Raw genomic sequence first — 18,244 nt, 5'->3', positions numbered from 1 at the left:
ATCGTCAGAAGAAACGCTAGATAAGTTTGCGGTACGTGTACCTCCCGCATCAGTAATACTAAGCGTAGTACCGTCAAAAGAGACGTCTGTATTTAACTCATTGGTTTTGTCTGTGTCTTTATCAGCAGTAATATGGGCGGTTAAATTGGTAGTGATTTCATCAAGTGCGTCTTTAACATTGGTAGCCGTAAGTCTAGAATCGGCATTATCGTAGGTTGTTCCTTCCGCTATAGGTGTAAAGGTTACATCGGTTCCGTCGTTATTGGTAAAGGTAAACGATCCGTCTCCATTATCTTTAATATTAGCTTTATCCACTTTAATTAGAGTACCATCAGCTTTCACAAGGGTTACTTTCCCATCTTCTTCATCGATAAGGTTAACGGTACCCGCATCGGCAGCGATTTCATCGATAGCCGCTTTAACATTGGTAGCGGTAAGTCCTGAGGTGGTGTTATCGTAGGTTGTTCCGACAGCTTTAGGCGTAAAGGTAACATCGGATCCGTCGTTATTGGTAAAGGTAAACGATCCGTCTCCATTATCTTTAATATTAGCTTTATCCACTTTAATTAGAGTACCATCAGCTTTCACAAGGGTTACTTTCCCATCTTCTTCATCGATAAGGTTAACGGTACCCGCATCGGCAGCGATTTCATCGATAGCCGCTTTAACATTGGTAGCGGTAAGTCCTGAGGTGGTGTTATCGTAGGTTGTTCCGACAGCTTTAGGCGTAAAGGTAACATCGGATCCGTCGTTATTGGTAAAGGTAAACGACCCGTTTCCATTATCTTTAATATTAGCTTTATCCACTTTAATTAGAGTACCATCAGCTTTCACAAGGGTTACTTTTCCATCTCCTTCATCGATAAGGTTTACGGTACCTGCATCGGCAGCGATTTCATCGATAGCGGCTTTAACATTGGTAGCGGTAAGATCAGAGTCAGTATTGTCGTAAGGAACTTCAATGGCTGTTTGATCGTCTGTACCACTATTGTTTAAACTACTTAAATCGATTGTTCCTCCATTAGAAAGACTTAATATGTTGGTACTAGGATTAAAAGCTAATACTTGAATTTCATTTTCAGGATCATTATCAGCATCATTTATTAAAGACGATAAATTAACAGAGCCTCCATTTTCTAAGGTTAAAGTATTGGTAGTATTGTCGAAGCTAATTTTCTGATTGTCTGAACCAGAATAATCGGCACATAAATTACTCCATTTATCTCCAATGTATTGATAAATACATTTTTTATCCATATTGTAAATTAAAGCTCCTTCAAGAGGTTTAATGGCATTCATTTGAGAAGTGGTAGCTCTTGTAATTACAAGCACTTTGTTATTGCTTTCTAACTCTAATAATGAATTTGAATCTATAACGTTTGGCGAATTACCAATTTTTACTTGCGAAAAAAGTAAGCCCGTAAAAAATAACATATAAGCTATTAAAATATTTTGTATACGCATTTGGTTAAAAGTAAGTTTTATAAATAAGTTTTATTTCTTTGACACAAAAATCCTATAAATGTCACTAAACCACTAATATATGATTATTTTGTAAAGTAAAAAATAAGGGAATTATTTTTTCCTGTTTTTATTTTTCAAAAGTAGGTATTTATTGGTTTTTGAAAGGCTTAAAGTGTATATTATTTAATCATAGGTAAATAGGTTTTTTTGAATATTTTAATTTTAGTTAATAATATAAATAAAAATCCCATAGATTGATAAATCTACGGGATTTTTTACTATCTCTTTTCCACAAAAATATTAGTGAAATACCATTTTCCACTTTCACTTTGTTCGGCGGATACATCAAAATAATTGAAGTTTCCTTCTATATTTTTTCGATGACTTTCACTATTTATCCAAGCTCTTACAACTGATTTAGCTGTTGAAAAACCTCGAGCCACATTTTCACCCACACATATAGCTGGTGTATTTTTTCTGAGATATTCACTTCGTTTGTAAAAATCATCATGAGAAATACTGTTTTGGTGAATCATGTATAGGGTGTGTTCGTAGGTCTGTGTTTTAATTAGAGATAATTGTTTTAAAGGAGATAACCCTTTTTCAACTCTATAATCATTTATGAGATGTAAAACCTCTAATTCAATAGGTTTTGAGGCAGGAATAAATGTTGTTTGTTCTGAAGAAAGAGGATTTTCTTCATTTGTACACGAGATTGTTAATATTACGAATAACGCAAATATTAACTTTTGGGGGAAAGTTTTCATATTTGGGGGGATTAGGGGATTAATATGATTATTTTATAAAGGAAAAAACAGGGGGGAATTTTTTCTGTTTTTATTTTGTAAAATAAATGTTTATTGATTTTTAAAAGGTTTAAAGCTTATATTATTTAGTCATAGGCAAATAGATTTTTGAATATTTTAATTTTAGTTAATAGTGTAAATAAAAATCTCGTAGATTAATTAATCTACGAGATTTTTATGGTCTCTTTTCTACAAAAAATATTAGTGAAATACCATTTTTTACTTTCATTCTGTTCAGCAGGCACATCAAAATAATTGAAGTTTCCTTCTATATTTTTTCGAAGGCTTTTACTGTTTATCCAAGCGCTTACAACTGATTTAGCTGTTGAAAAACCTTGAGCTACATTTTCACCTATGCATATAGTTGATGTATTTTTTCTAAGATATTTACTTCGTTTGTAAAAATTATCAAGAGAAATACTGTTTTGGTGAATCATGTACGAGGTATGTTCGTGGGTCTGTACCTTAATTATAGATAATTGTTTTAAAGAGGATAATTCTTTTTCAACGCTATAATTATTTGTGAGACGTAAAACCTCTAATTCAATGGGTTTTGAGGCAGGAATAAATGTTGCTTGTTCTGAAGAAAGTGGGTTTTCTTCATTTGTAGTACACGAGATTGTTAATACTGGTAATAAGACAAATATTAACCTTTGGGGGAAAGTTTTCATATTTGGGGGATTTAGATAGTTAATCTGTTAACAATGTTACAGATAGAAGTCTCAATTCAGAAAAAAATGTTGTGTACTGTTACTTTTATGATGTGAATGAAAGTTTTTTTGTAGAATACAATTTTTATTTTACTATTTTTTTAACAGTTTTATAAAATAAATTGTAAAAATATAGGAAGATGGTTAGGTTTTAATTATTGTTTAATATCCTACTTAGTTTTAGATTTTATTTATTAAATAGCGCCTCTAGTAATGTTTTTATGGTTTTAAAACCAAAATATACTGTATATATTACTAGCGAAAAACCAATAATTAGTAAAAAATAGGCAATATAAATTTTAGGTTTTTCTATAAAAATTTCGTTTGCTCGGTAACCTAAGCTTAATATAATTGGCGATAAAATTAACAGACCAATTAATATAAGAATTTTAATAAAAGGTTTTTTGTACTTATTATTTTCTTCCATATTATTTGGTAAGATATACTATTGTTAATTGTAAAAAGCTGTCTAAAAGTATTTGTTTTAGACAGCTTTTTACAATAATTATTTAAATTTTAGCTAGAATAGCATTAAATGTTTTGTTTGGTCGCATAGCTTTGTTTGCTAAATCTTCATTAGGCATATAGTATCCTCCTATATCAACAGGTGTTCCTTGAATTGCATTTAACTCATTAATAATTACAGCTTCATTAGCTGATAATTCGGCAGCAATTGGGGTAAATTGTGTTTTTAAATCGGTATCTTTATTTTGATCAGCTAACTCTTGGGCCCAATACATTGATAAATAAAAATGGCTTCCTCGATTATCTATTTCGCCTACTTTACGAGAAGGGCCTTTTTTATTTTCTAATAATTTACCTGTAGCGTTATCTAAAGTTTCAGCCAATACAGACGCTTTATTATTGTTGTGTGTTTCGGCTAAGTGTTCTAACGAAACAGCTAGGGCTAAAAATTCACCTAAAGAATCCCAACGTAAATGATTTTCAGCTATAAATTGCTGTACGTGTTTTGGAGCAGAACCTCCAGCTCCTGTTTCAAATAATCCACCGCCATTCATTAAAGGAACAATAGATAGCATTTTAGCAGAGGTGCCTAATTCTAAAATAGGAAATAAATCGGTTAAATAATCGCGTAAAACGTTTCCGGTAACGGAAATAGTGTCTTTGCCTGCTTTTACCCTTTCTAAAGTATATTTTGTGGCTTCTGCAATAGATAAAATTTTAATTTCTAAATCAGAAGTATCATACTCAGTTAAGTATTTTTCTACTTTTTTAATAATTTCAGCATCGTGTGCTCTATTTTTATCTAACCAAAATACAGCAGGTGTTTGGGTGGCTTTAGCTCTAGATACGGCTAATTTTACCCAGTCTTGAATGGGTAAGTCTTTGGTTTGACACATTCTCCAAATATCACCTTTTTCTACTTGGTGTTCAATTAAAATGTTACCATTTGCATCAACAACACTAACCTTACCGTTTGCTGAAATTTCAAAAGTTTTATCGTGCGAGCCATATTCTTCTGCCTTTTGTGCCATTAAACCTACATTAGGGACAGTACCCATTGTGGTTGGGTCAAAGGCTCCATGTTTTTTGCAAAAATCAATAGTTTCTTGATATAAGCCTGCATAAGAGCTGTCAGGAATAATAGCTTTTGTATCTTGTTGTTTTCCGTTTTTGTTCCACATTTGTCCAGAGGTGCGAATCATGGCGGGCATTGAAGCATCGATAATTATATCAGAAGGAACATGTAAATTTGTAATTCCTTTATCAGAATTTACCATTGCAACGTCTGGGTTATTTGCATAGATAGTTTCAATAGCTGCTAAAATTTCGTTTTGTTTTTCTTCTGGAAGTTCTTCAATATTACTTAATACATCTCCAAATCCATTATTAGCGTCTACTCCAATTTTTTCAAAAATATCTTCGTATTTAGCAAATAAATCTTTGTAAAATACCCGTACAGCATGCCCAAAAATAATAGGGTCAGATACTTTCATCATTGTAGCTTTCATGTGTAGCGAAAATAAAACTCCTTTTGCTTTAGCATCGGCAACTTGCTCTTCTAAAAAAGCAATTAACGCTTTTTTGCTCATAACAGTTGCATCAATAATTTCTCCGTCTAATAACGAAATATCTTTTTTTAGTAAAGAGCTGTTATTGTTGCTGTCAGTAAATTGAATATTTACGGATGTTTTAGAGGGTATGGTTACTGATTTTTCGTTACTAGCAAAATCGTTTATGCCCATGGTTGCCACATGTGTTTTAGAGTCAGAACTCCAAGCACCCATAGAATGTGGATTTTTGCGTGCGTAATTTTTTACGGCTTTAGGAGCGCGACGATCTGAGTTTCCTTCGCGTAACACAGGATTTACAGCAGAGCCTTTTACTTTATTGTATCGAGCTAAAGTTTCTTTTTCTTCTGCTGTTTTAGCTTCTTCTGGGTAGTCGGGTAGCGCATAGCCCAAAGATTGCAATTCTTCTATAGCAGCAGTTAATTGAGGTACTGAGGCACTAATATTAGGTAGTTTTATAATATTTGCTTCTGGTTTTTTTGCTAAATCACCTAAAAAAGCTAAAGCATCTTCTACCTGTTGGTCGGGTGTTAAAACATCTGAAAAATTTGCAAGTATACGTGCGCCTAACGAAATGTCTTTTGTTTCGATTGTTATATTAGCTGTATTGGTAAAAGCCTTTACAATAGGTAAAAACGAACGAGTAGCTAAAGCAGGTGCTTCATCCGTTTTTGTGTACATAATTTTAGCGGATTTATTCATGTGTTTTTTTATTTTTTTTAGTATATATAAAATTTAATACGACCAAATTTTAATAGAAAGATGTTTTAATTAAAAGTTGGGCAAATTTAAATAATACAAATGATATTTTTACTGTTAAATAGGTATTAATAATGGGCTTTTTTTGTGTTTTTTGTAAAATATTATGTAGACATTGTAAAATATAAAAAACAAAAGCCATATCTAGCAAGTTTTTGCTTAGATATGGCTTTCGGAAATAGCTTTTGTATTGAACTCGTATTTGCTGTATAATAAAGAAAAGAAATTCTTTATATTATTTTCAATAACTGCTATTTCTTCACAAAACATTCTTGTTAACCAATAAATTAAATTATTTAATTTTACAGATGTTTTGTTTACTTTTTAATAAATAAGTTGATTTTGAAACTTAGCTTGAGATTTTTGCGTGTATATTATAACTCACGCTACTATAGGCGTTTTATATGATTATCACTTTATTTAAGCTTCAAAAAGCCTTGTTTTACTTCGGCTCTCCTACAAACGGATTAAAGTTTTTTAAAGTATCATATTAAGTTACCTACTAAACTTAATAAAAAATTTATTGTCAAATGAACCTAAATATTAAAAAATAATTGAAAAGAACATTCTTTACTTAAAGGCGAGTGTTTGAATTTTTTATCTTTCAATCTCTGACATCAAACCTCACTTTATAAAAGTAAAGTTAACAAATATAAGTAAAAAATTTAAACATTTATTGCTTTTAACAAATTATAAATCAACAATTTATAAACATTAGTTATTAACATTTGTAGATAGTGGAAAAAACATATAAAAAGTGTTTCTGTGTTATTACTTAGTTGTTAATGTCTTGATTAAGATGTCTGTTCCGTTGCTCGCTGTATTTTTAATAATAGTAAGATTATCAATACTATTTTTAGTAACCGAAGGGTTTGGATCGATAAAATAAATGGGAATATTTGATTTTTTATAGTTAATTAAACTGGCTGCAGGATATACTTGCATAGAGGTGCCAATAATTACTAAAATATCTGCTTGTTGAGTAATTTTAATTGCTTTTTCAAGATTAGGAACAGCTTCTCCAAACCAAACTACATGGGGTCTTAATTGAGAGCCGTCTTCAGCTAAATCGCCCAGATGTAAATCATTTGTCCAATCGTATAGCGTTTTTTCATCATTTATACTTCTAACTTTAAAGAGCTCTCCATGAAGGTGTGTTATATTTTTGCTGCCAGCACGTTCGTGTAAATCATCTATATTTTGAGTAATAATATTAACATTAAAAAAGCTTTCGAGAGCAGTTAAATTTTTATGCGCTTTATTAGGAAGTACTTTTTTTAGCTCGTTTCGACGTTGATTGTAAAAAGATAGTACGAGTTCTGGGTTTTTAGCAAAGGCTTCTGGTGTGGCAACCTCCATTATATTGTGTCCGTTCCATAATCCATCGGCATCTCTAAAAGTTTTAAGTCCGCTTTCAGCAGAAATTCCAGCACCGGTTAAGATTACTAAGTTTTTCATGTGCTAAAGGTAATAAATGTTATGTTTGTAATATGGATAAAAACTTATTACATTATTTAGAAACCTACGTTACTTCTCGTCGAAAAAAATTATTTCATGAAGTTTTAGAACAAAGAACACGTCATTTTACGGTTGTTTTAGAAAATATTTATCAACCACATAATACAAGTGCGGTAGTAAGAACTTGTGATATTTTTGGTATTCAAGATGTATATACCGTTGAAAATACTTATCTACATAAGGTTTCTAGACATGTAGCAAAAGGAAGTCAAAAATGGTTAGATTTTCATAGGTATAAAACCAATGAAAATAATACAAAAACCTGTTTGACCGATTTAAAAAATAAAGGATATAAAATTATTGCTACTACGCCTCATAACAATTCGTGTATGTTGTCAGATTTTGATGTTACTCAAAAGTCAGCTTTTGTCTTTGGAGTAGAAAAAGAAGGAGTGTCTGAATATGTAAAACAACATGCAAACGGATTTTTAAAAATACCTATGTTTGGTTTTACCGAAAGCTTAAATATTTCAGTTGCGGCAGCTATTATTTTGCAAAGTGTAACAGCTCGTTTAAAGCAAACAGAAGTAAGTTGGCAATTAACCTCTGATGAAAAAGAAAAAATTTATTTTGATTGGATTACAAAAACAGTAAAAAATGTTGATAATATAATAGCTCATTATTACAATAACATTGTATCTAAATAAAAAATTATTAATCAAATTTTTCTATAACTATGTGAAAGAGTTATAGGGGGGACTTATTGTCTAACTAATTAAATTTCATTAATTTAAAAAAAACATTCTTTTTTTTTTGTGCAAAACCGTTGCTTAATAGCTTAGAATATTACAGAATTAATGTCAATATAATCTAAAAACATAGCAATAATTTAATATATTAGTGCAGTTATAATTAAAATTAACTCGTAAGTTTACTGTATTAAATATATTGTAAATTCAATCTAACCAAACTGCTTAAGCATATTACACTATAATAAATTTGTAGTTAAAAATATTAAGCGTAAAATAAAAACTATGAACATTGTACATATAAGTGCAGAATGTTACCCTATTGCTAAAGTTGGGGGGCTTGCCGATGTAGTGGGGTCGTTGCCTAAATATCAAAATGCATTAGGGGTTGAGGCCTGTGTAATTATGCCTTTTTACGACCTTACATTTACTAAAAAACATAAGTTTAGTAAACTTTATAGTAATACCGTAAAATTAGGAAGTACTAGTTTTGATTTTAGGGTTTTGAAATTAGAATCTAGTGAATTAGGGTTTACACTTTTTTTGATAGATGTAAAAGAATTACTATTTAAAGATTACGTTTATTCATTCGATGACACCGATCGCTTTCTAGCGTTTCAAAAGGCTGTATTAGACTGGTTGTTAACTTTTAAAGAAAAACCTTCTATTATTCATTGTCACGACCATCATACAGCACTTATTCCTTTTATGCTTCAAGAATGTTATCGGTACAGACCTTTAAACAATATACCTACTGTATTAACCATACATAATGCACAATATCAAGGATGGTTTGATTACGATAAATTATCATATATACCTGATTTTAATGTAGATAATGTTGGCTTATTAGATTGGGATGGCGTAATTAACCCATTAGCTACAGGTATTAAATGTGCGTGGCGAGTAACTACCGTTTCGCCAACCTATATGGAAGAGTTAAAACAAAAGGCAAATGGTTTAGAAAGTCTTTTGACTGCAGAAAAGAAAAAATGCTTAGGAATTTTAAACGGTATTGATGTTGAAGTTTGGAATCCAGAAAAAGATGCGTATCTTGTAAAAAAGTATACTGTAAGAAATAATATTTCAGGTAAAAAAGCCAATAAAAAATATTTATGCGAAAAGTTTAAATTACATAAAAATAAGCCGTTATTTATTTTTATAGGAAGGTTAGTAGGTGAAAAAGGAGCTGATCTTTTACCCGAAGTTTTTACCAAAGTATTAGCCGATAAAAATTGCACTGTCCTAGTTTTAGGATCAGGAAATAAAGATATTGAAAAAGAACTATATAAGTTACAAAGCGGTTATTCAGGACATTATAATGCATACACAGGGTATAACGAAAAACTTTCTCATATTATGTATGCAGGAGCCGATTTTTTGTTGATGCCATCTCGAGTAGAGCCATGTGGTTTAAACCAAATGTATTCATTAAAATATGGTACTATTCCAGTGGTGAGAAGTATTGGAGGCTTAAAAGATACGGTTATAGATATTACCAAAAAAAACGGTTTTGGTATTTGCCATAAAGAAGCAACAGTTGCAGCTATTATAAAAGCCGTTAAAAAAGCGATAACTCTATATGATGATAACCAACAAGAGTATAGAAAAATAAGTAAAAAAATTATGCAAATTGATCATTCTTGGAATACATCAGCAGAAGCATATATAACATTGTATAAATCTATAATATAAATTAACTATGATAAGTGAAAGTGTAGTATCGATTATTTTAGGAGGAGGGCAAGGGTCAAGGTTATACCCTCTTACCGAATCACGCTCTAAACCCGCAGTACCCATAGCAGGAAAATACCGATTAGTAGATATACCCATCTCAAATTGCATTAATTCAAATTTGAAGCGCATTTTTGTGCTTACACAATTTAATTCTGCCTCGTTAAATCAACATATAAAAAACACCTATCATTTTAGCTTTTTTAGTTCTGCTTTTGTAGATGTGTTAGCTGCCGAGCAGACTATTACAAGCGATAAATGGTTTCAAGGAACAGCAGATGCTGTAAGGCAGAGTATGCATCATTTTTTAAAACACGATTTTGAGTATGTATTAATTTTATCAGGAGATCAATTATATCAAATGGATTTTAATACGATAATTAATGAACATATTAAAAGTAAGGCTTCAATATCAATTGCTACACTACCAGTTAATGCAAAAGAAGCTACTTCTTTTGGTATTTTAAAAACTGATGAAAACCATGTTATAACTTCGTTTATAGAAAAACCAGATGCCTCTTTATTGCCAGAATGGAAATCTGAAGTAAGTGAGTCTATGAAAGCAGAAGGTAGAGAGTATTTGGCATCGATGGGAATTTATGTTTTTAATCGCGATTTATTGATTAAACTAATGGAAAATCCAGATACTATTGATTTTGGTAAAGAAATCATTCCGCAGTCAATACATAAATACAAAACTATTAGCTGTCAATATGAAGGTTATTGGACCGATATAGGAAATATCGATTCATTTTTTGAAGCAAACCTAGGGTTAACCGATGATATACCTAAATTTAACCTCTATGAAAACGATTATCGTATTTATACTAGGGCAAGAATATTGCCTACTTCAAAAATTTCTAAAACCTTATTAGATAGAGCTGTAATTGCTGATGGCTGTATTATTCAAGCTAAAGAAATTACCCATTCGGTTATTGGTCTTCGTTCAAGAATTGGTAGCGATTCAATAGTAACCAATACCTATATGATGGGAAATGATTATTATGAAACCCTTGAAGAAATAGAAAATAAAAAAATAGACGTGTTAATGGGTATTGGTGAACGCTGTAAAATAAACAATACAATTATTGATAAAAACTGCCGTATAGGAGATGATGTTACGATAAACGGTGGATTACATTTAGAAAATACAGAAACTGATACTTATACCATAAAAGATGGTATTGTAGTAATCAAAAAAAATGCAACCATACCTAGCGGTTTTTCAATCTAATTTTTATGACTAAAGTTATTCCTCACAGTTTATTTACCGATTTTGATATTAATTTATTTAAATCAGGAAAACACTACCGCTTATATGAAAAAATGGGCGCGCACCCTATTACTCTTAATGGGGTAGCGGGCACTTATTTTGCGGTTTGGGCACCTAGTGCAAAACAAGTATCGGTAGTTGGCGATTTTAATTATTGGACAGACGGCTCACATAAACTTAATGTGCGTTGGGATGAAAGCGGAATTTGGGAAGGGTTTGTTCCTGGAGTTCAAAAAGGAAATGCTTATAAATATAAAATTCATAGCCATCATAATAATATTATAACAGAAAAGGCAGACCCCTATGCTAGACGAAGTGAACATCCTCCAAAAACAGCCTCTATAGTTTGGGAAGATGCTTACCAATGGAAAGACGCTAAATGGATGAAGAATCGACATAAAAATAATGCGTTAACAGCACCTTTTTCTGTTTATGAAGTTCATTTAGGTTCATGGAAAAAGCAAGTTGAAGAAAACCGTTTTTTGTCGTACATAGAACTAACTGAAGAATTGGTTGCTTACGTGAAAAAAATGAACTTTACTCATGTAGAGTTAATGCCTGTTATGGAATATCCTTATGATCCGAGTTGGGGATACCAAATTACGGGATATTTTGCTCCTTCATCACGGTTTGGCTTTCCTGAAGAATTTAAATTTTTAATAGACAACTTACATAAAAATAACATAGGAATAATTTTAGACTGGGTTCCATCACATTTTCCTGAAGACCAACATGGTTTAGGTTTTTTTGATGGTTCTAATTTATACGAACACCCCGATAAAAACAGAGGCTATCATCCTGATTGGAAAAGTTTAATTTTTAATTATGGGCGTAACGAAGTTAAATCATTTTTAATTAGTAATGCTATTTTTTGGTTAGATCAGTTTCATGCTGATGGATTACGTGTTGATGCGGTAGCTTCGATGTTATTTTTAGATTATTCTAGAGAAGAAGGCGAGTGGGAGCCCAATCAATTCGGCGGTAGAGAAAATTTAGAAGCGATTACCTTTATGCAAGAGTTAAATATAGCGGTATATGGCAATTATCCAGACGTACAAACTATAGCCGAAGAATCAACTGCTTTTCCAGGAGTTTCTAAACCTGTATATTTAGGCGGTTTAGGTTTTGGTATGAAGTGGATGATGGGGTGGATGCACGATACTCTACAATACTTTTCTAAAGAACCGCTTTATCGTAAACATCATCAAAACGATATAACCTTTAGCATGACCTATGCTTTTTCTGAAAACTTTATGCTACCATTAAGTCATGATGAGGTTGTGCATGGTAAACGTTCTATTTTAAACAGAATGCCAGGTGATGAGTGGCAGCGTTTTGCAAATTTACGCTTGTTGTATAGTTATATGTTTACCCATCCAGGCACTAAACTACTGTTTCAAGGAGCTGAGTTTGGGCAGAGTGAAGAATGGAATTTTGAACAAAGCTTAGATTGGCATTTACTACAGTATAAACCTCATTTAGGGGTTCAAAAACTAATGAAAGATTTAAATAAGTTTTATAAAACACAACCCGCTTTGTACGAAAAGCAATTTATACAAGAAGGTTTTGAGTGGATTGATTACAGTGATGCTGAAAACTCTATTTTAGCCTATATTAGAAAAGGTAATGCTTCAAAAGATATGGTTATTGTAGTTTGTAATATGACTCCTGTGCCTAGAGAAAACTATCGTATAGGTGTACCTAAAAAAGGAAAACTTACCGAAGTATTTAATAGTGATAATAAAAATTATTTTGGTAGTGGTAATTTTACAAATAATACAATAATAACCGAAGCAAAAGAATGGCAATACAGAGAAAATTCTATAGAAATAGTTATCCCACCTTTAGCAATGGTTGCTTTTAAATATATATAATCACCCTAAAACGTTTTAGTTATTAATTAAAAAAAATACCCAAATAAAGTATTTTTTTTGTTTTTTTACACCCCATTTTATACAAGTATTATTTTTTATGATTGTAAATACAGAGTTAGAACAAAAAGGTAATTTATTTCCTTCCAATATAATAAAGTTTGAAAAAAATGTAGATACCTTGTTTTTTTATACAGAAAATGATGTAATTCTTCAATTAAGAGTAATTAGAGATAGTATATTACGTTTTCGATATGCAACATCTAATAATTTCGAAAATGATTTTTCGTATGCCATAGCCAAATCTCCTAACGGAGGTTATAATAAGCTAGAAATAGAAGAATTTCCAGATTCGTATAAAATTACGACAGCTAAATTACTTTGTATTGTATCTAAAAAGAATTTAAAAATAAAAATATTTGACGTTAGCGATAATGTTTTAATAAATGAAGATGAGTTGGGCTTTCATTGGGAAGAAAGCTATAATTATGGCGGTAATATTGTAAAAATGAGTAAAACGGTTAATGACCGTGAAAGCTATTTTGGTTTAGGAGACAAACCAGAACATTTAAACCTTAAAGGAAAACGTTTTCAAAACTGGGTAACTGATTCGTATGCCTTTGGTAAAGATACCGACCCTATTTATAAGACTATTCCGTTTTACACAGGGTTACATCACAATAAAGCCTACGGTATTTTTTTCGATAATACTTTTCGTTCGTATTTTGATTTTGCTTACGAGCGTAGAAATGTTACTAGTTTTTGGGCACAAGGCGGTGAAATGAATTATTATTTTATTTACGGGCCAGAAATGCAAGATGTGGTTGAAAGTTATACAGATTTAACAGGAAAACCAAAACTACCACCTCTTTGGGCTTTAGGATATCATCAATGTAAATGGAGTTACTACCCAGAAAGTAAAGTAAAAGAAATAACCCAAAAGTTTAGAAATTTAAAAATTCCGTGTGATGCTATTTATTTAGACATTGATTATATGGATGGTTTTCGATGTTTTACTTGGAATAAAGAATACTTTCCAAATCCAAAACAAATGGTAACAGAACTAGCTAATAATGGTTTTAAAACGGTGGCTATTATTGATCCAGGAATTAAAATTGATAAAGATTATGCTGTTTTTAAAGAAGCTTTAGAGGAAGATTATTTTTGTAAACGAGCCGATGGCCCTTATATGAAAGGAAAAGTATGGCCTGGAGAGTGTTACTTTCCAGATTTTACTAGACCAGAGGTGCGCGATTGGTGGTCAACCTTATTTAAAGAATTAATTGAAGATATTGGGGTTAAAGGGGTTTGGAATGATATGAATGAGCCTGCAGTAATGGAGGTGCCTAATAAATCTTTTCCAGACGATGTTCGTCACGATTATGACGGAAACCCTTGTAGCCATAGAAAAGCGCATAACATTTATGGTATGCAAATGGCACGTGCAACCTATCATGGGGTTAAAAAATTTAATTACCCTAAAAGACCTTTTGTAATTACCCGTTCTGCTTATTCAGGAACTCAACGTTACACATCAACATGGACAGGAGATAATGTTGCTACCTGGGAGCACTTATGGATTGCTAATATACAAGTTCAACGTATGGCAATGTCTGGGTTTAGTTTTGTAGGTAGTGATATTGGTGGTTTTGCAGAACAACCACAAGGCGAATTGTTTACTCGTTGGATTCAATTAGGGGTTTTTCATCCTTTTTGTAGAGTACATTCTTCGGGCGACCATGGCGATCAAGAACCTTGGGCATTTGATGAAGATGTAACATCAATTGTTAAAAAATTTATTGAATTACGCTATCAACTTTTACCTTATTTATATACGACATTTTGGAATTTGGTAGAAAATGGTACGCCAATTATAAAATCATTAGTGTTGTTTGATCAAGAAGATAATCAAACCCACTATAGAACAGACGAATTTATTTTTGGTAATCACTTTTTAATATGCCCTATACAAGAGCCTAATGCTAAAGGAAGACGTATGTATATTCCAAGAGGTAAATGGTATAATTTCTGGACAGATAAGCTAGTAGTTGGTGGAAAAGAAAAATGGGTAGATGCAGAAATTGATAGTATGCCTATTTTTGTCAAAGAAGGAGCTATTATACCTAAGTACCCAATACAACAATATGTAGGTGAATTAGAGATAAAACAAATAACATTAGATGTTTATTTTAAAGAAGGTAAAGAAACCTCTCAGTTGTTTGAAGATACTAATGATGGATATGGTTATACCAAAGGTAAATATAGTTTTAGCACCTTTAAATTTACAGGAAAAGAAAGCGAAGTTATTATTCAGCAACATATAGAAGGAAAATATGTTACTACTTATGATAACTTTAAATTAAACTTTCATGGGTTACCATTCGAAATAGAAGATATACAAATAGATAATGAGGTTATTTCTTTAGAACAAGTTAAAAACGATAAAATTTCATCGATTATAGTTGATAAGAATTTTTCTGAAATACATATTATTGGACGTAAAAAATAGTAGTAGGAGGGAGAGGTTATTTATCTATTATTTAGATAAGATTTTATAAGGTATTTTTTTAGAAAAAATTTATTTTTCGATTAATTTATAAAAGTATTCAAACAGTTCACCCTTACTAAGGGTGCTGCCTTTTTCTATTAAATCAAAAACTTCTACATTTCGTTCTTTTGTATATTTTTTTTCACCTTGTAAAAACTCAACAGTTTTGTCTAATGGGTTTTTTAATAACCACTGGTAGTCTTTTTGGGTTTGTAAATCGATATTTTTACTAACCTTAATAACAATTCTGTGTATGGTTTCTTTTTTGCACTTAAAAAGATTTATTGTTTTTGCAGAAAAATGTTCTAAATAATTTGTTTTGGTTAATACATCATTCCAAACAATATCAGAAAATATATTTAACTCTTCTTCTGCTATTTGTGGTTTTTCATTTTTTAATGATTTCCATTCTGCTGCGTCAATTTGTTGAGTGGCCAAAAATCGAGCAAATTCATCATGTAAGCTTTCAAGTTGTTCTTTGGTTAGCTGTTTGTATTTCAATGGTTTATTTGTACTTTAAAGGTAAGTGAAAAAGAGGAGTTAGTTGGCAACATCATTAATAAATTTAATACGCATTAATCGCAATTCTTCTTCGTCGTATTCGCCATCAAATTCGTCTAATGCTTCTTGAATTTTATCGCTTTCTGCCTCCATAAAATATTCGTAAATTTCTTCTTGTTGGTCTTCGTCTAATAAATTGTCTAACGAATAATCAATATTTAATTTTGTTCCAGAATAAATAATAGCTTCCATTTCTTTTATCAATTCATTCATTTCAAGTCCTTTAGACCTGGCAATATCTTCTAACGGAAGCTTTCTATCAGTATTTTGTATAATGTATAACTTTAGCCCAGAGTTTACCCCTGTACTTTTTACAATTAAATCATCAGGGCGTATAATATCATTGTCTTCTACGTAATTGGCAATAAGTTTGATAAATTCATTACCAAATTTACGAGCTTTACCTTCTCCAACTCCATGAACTTTAGCAAGTTCATCCATCGTTATAGGGTATTTTAAAGCCATATCATTTATTGAAGGGTCTTGAAAAACAGCAAAAGGAGGTACGTTTTGTTGTTTTGCTACTTTTTTTCGTAAATCTTTCAATATTTTTATCAGTTTATCATCGGTTCCGCCACCATCCATTTTTGCATTGGTTATAATAGCTTCATCGTTATCTTCATCATAAATATGGTCTTCGGTCATCATAAACGATGTAGGATTTTTAATAAACGCTTTACCTTTATCAGTAAGTTTTATTACTCCGTATTGTTCAATTTCTTTTCGAATTAAATTAACTACTAAAATCTGACGAATTAAGGCTTTCCAATAATTGGCATCCTTTTCTTCGCCTATACCAAAAAACGACTGATTGGGTGTTTTATGTGAAGTTAATAGGGCATTTTTTTTACCAATTAAGGTATTTACGATTTCTTTAGGTTTATACTGTTCGTTCGTTTTTTCAATAACCGTTAACAGTGTTTTTACATCGTCTTTTGCTTCATGTTTTTTCTTCGGATTTCGCATATTGTCATCCATATCAGCACCTTCACCATTTACTTCATCAAAGGTTTCACCAAAATAATGCAATAAATATTTACGCCGATTCATAGAGGTTTCAGCATAACCTACCACTTCTTGTAATAAGGCGTGCCCAACTTCTTGTTCTGCGACGGGTTTATTTGCCATAAACTTTTCGAGCTTTTCAATGTCTTTATACGAATAAAATGTTAGGCAAATACCTTCACCACCATCTCTTCCTGCGCGTCCAGTTTCTTGGTAGTAGCTTTCTAAACTTTTAGGAATATCATGATGAATTACATAACGAACATCGGGTTTGTCTATACCCATTCCAAAAGCAATAGTAGCAACTACTACATCACAATCTTCCATTAAAAACATATCTTGATGCTTAACCCTAGTTTTAGCGTCTAAACCAGCATGATAAGGTACCGCATTAATACCGTTTACCTGTAAAACTTGTGCAATTTCTTCAACTTTTTTACGGCTTAAACAATACACAATTCCAGATTTGCCTAGGTTTTGTTTTATAAAGCGAATAATATCTTTTTCTACATTTTTAGTTTTGGGTCTAACCTCGTAAAACAAATTAGGTCTGTTAAACGATGCTTTAAAGGTATTGGCATTGGTCATGCCTAAGGTTTTCAAAATATCTTCTTGTACTTTTTCGGTTGCAGTAGCGGTTAAACCAATAACAGGAATGTTGCCAAATTGTTTAATAATATGACGTAGGTTTCGATATTCGGGTCTAAAATCGTGACCCCATTCAGAAATACAATGCGCTTCATCAATAGCGACAAACGAAATGTTTTGATCTTTTAAAAAAGCTACATATTCTTCTTTTATTAATGATTCTGGAGCGACATATAGTAATTTTGTAATTCCGTTTTCAATGTCGTGTTTCACTTGATTAATCTCACCTTTGTTTAACGATGAGTTTAATACATGGGCTACTCCAGTATTTTCAGAGATACCTCTAATAGCATCTACTTGATTTTTCATTAAAGCAATTAAAGGCGAAACCACAATAGCGGTACCTTCTTTCATTAATGCGGGTAGCTGATAACATAACGATTTACCTCCGCCAGTAGGCATCACAACAAAAGTGTTGTGGTTGTTTATAATACTTGTGATTACCTGTTCTTGTAAGCCCTTAAATTTTGTAAAACCGAAAAATTTTTTTAATGGGGCGTATAAATCTATTGATTTATTGCTCATCTCTTAAATAAAAAATTAAATCAAAACTAATATACAAAAAAATATAGAAACAATATTTGTTAATTATATTATTTTTCTGTGATATTTCTTATCAGCAATA

At 31.5% G+C, this 18,244-nt stretch carries 12 protein-coding genes and 1 pseudogene; 5 read left to right on the top strand and 8 right to left on the bottom strand.

The genetic code is table 11. The features are described from left to right. The 6 genes and pseudogenes from AB2B44_RS08755 to AB2B44_RS08730 form a co-directional block, all read right to left on the bottom strand. Positions 1-1,464, bottom strand: a pseudogene (locus AB2B44_RS08755) (hypothetical protein); the annotation flags it as partial. A 278-nt stretch (positions 1,465-1,742) separates the two neighbouring features. After that, complete coding sequence (locus AB2B44_RS08750) at positions 1,743-2,231, bottom strand: CAP domain-containing protein (RefSeq protein WP_369049199.1); 489 nt, start codon at positions 2,229-2,231, stop codon at positions 1,743-1,745. Positions 2,232-2,434: 203 nt separating this feature from the next. Beyond that, on the bottom strand, positions 2,435-2,941 hold the full coding sequence (locus AB2B44_RS08745) for a CAP domain-containing protein (protein ID WP_369049198.1): 507 nt from the start codon (positions 2,939-2,941) through the stop codon (positions 2,435-2,437). 226 nt (positions 2,942-3,167) lie between these two features. Continuing rightward, on the bottom strand, positions 3,168-3,407 hold the full coding sequence (locus AB2B44_RS08740; RefSeq protein ID WP_369049197.1) for a DUF6095 family protein: 240 nt from the start codon (positions 3,405-3,407) through the stop codon (positions 3,168-3,170). Positions 3,408-3,489: 82 nt separating this feature from the next. Continuing rightward, positions 3,490-5,715, bottom strand: coding sequence for an NADP-dependent isocitrate dehydrogenase (locus AB2B44_RS08735; RefSeq protein WP_369049196.1), 2,226 nt, complete (start codon positions 5,713-5,715; stop codon positions 3,490-3,492). 828 nt (positions 5,716-6,543) lie between these two features. After that, positions 6,544-7,230 (bottom strand): NAD-dependent deacylase, encoded by a 687-nt coding sequence (locus tag AB2B44_RS08730; RefSeq protein WP_369049195.1) that lies wholly within the window; start codon positions 7,228-7,230, stop codon positions 6,544-6,546. Positions 7,231-7,262: 32 nt separating this feature from the next. Between AB2B44_RS08730 and AB2B44_RS08725 the strand changes: the two genes are divergently transcribed. The 5 genes from AB2B44_RS08725 to AB2B44_RS08705 all read left to right on the top strand — a co-directional run bounded on the left by AB2B44_RS08725 (position 7,263) and on the right by AB2B44_RS08705 (position 15,366). Continuing rightward, positions 7,263-7,937, top strand: coding sequence for a TrmH family RNA methyltransferase (locus tag AB2B44_RS08725; protein ID WP_369049194.1), 675 nt, complete (start codon positions 7,263-7,265; stop codon positions 7,935-7,937). A gap of 327 nt (positions 7,938-8,264) precedes the next feature. Then, complete coding sequence (locus tag AB2B44_RS08720) at positions 8,265-9,674, top strand: glycogen synthase (protein WP_369049193.1); 1,410 nt, start codon at positions 8,265-8,267, stop codon at positions 9,672-9,674. Between the two features lie 7 nt (positions 9,675-9,681). Then, on the top strand, positions 9,682-10,947 hold the full coding sequence (locus AB2B44_RS08715) for a glucose-1-phosphate adenylyltransferase (RefSeq protein ID WP_369049192.1): 1,266 nt from the start codon (positions 9,682-9,684) through the stop codon (positions 10,945-10,947). Between the two features lie 5 nt (positions 10,948-10,952). Continuing rightward, positions 10,953-12,860: a 1,4-alpha-glucan branching protein GlgB gene (gene glgB, locus AB2B44_RS08710; protein ID WP_369049191.1), complete on the top strand. Its 1,908-nt coding sequence runs from the start codon at positions 10,953-10,955 to the stop codon at positions 12,858-12,860. A 97-nt stretch (positions 12,861-12,957) separates the two neighbouring features. After that, complete coding sequence (locus AB2B44_RS08705; RefSeq protein WP_369049190.1) at positions 12,958-15,366, top strand: glycoside hydrolase family 31 protein; 2,409 nt, start codon at positions 12,958-12,960, stop codon at positions 15,364-15,366. A 69-nt stretch (positions 15,367-15,435) separates the two neighbouring features. On the opposite strand, the gene AB2B44_RS08700 is transcribed toward AB2B44_RS08705, so the two are convergent. Continuing rightward, a complete protein-coding gene (locus AB2B44_RS08700) occupies positions 15,436-15,906 on the bottom strand; it encodes a DUF6495 family protein (protein WP_369049189.1) in 471 nt (156 codons plus the stop codon). Positions 15,907-15,945: 39 nt separating this feature from the next. Beyond that, entirely contained in the window at positions 15,946-18,144 is a 2,199-nt protein-coding gene (gene recQ / locus AB2B44_RS08695) for a DNA helicase RecQ (RefSeq protein ID WP_369049188.1), read from the bottom strand. Between the last annotated feature and the right edge of the window lie 100 nt (positions 18,145-18,244).

Origin of the sequence: Tenacibaculum sp. UWU-22, assembly GCF_041021355.1 — a bacterium.
Taxonomy (GTDB): Bacteria; Bacteroidota; Bacteroidia; order Flavobacteriales; family Flavobacteriaceae; genus Polaribacter.
This window is presented reverse-complemented; position numbering and strand designations above follow the sequence as displayed.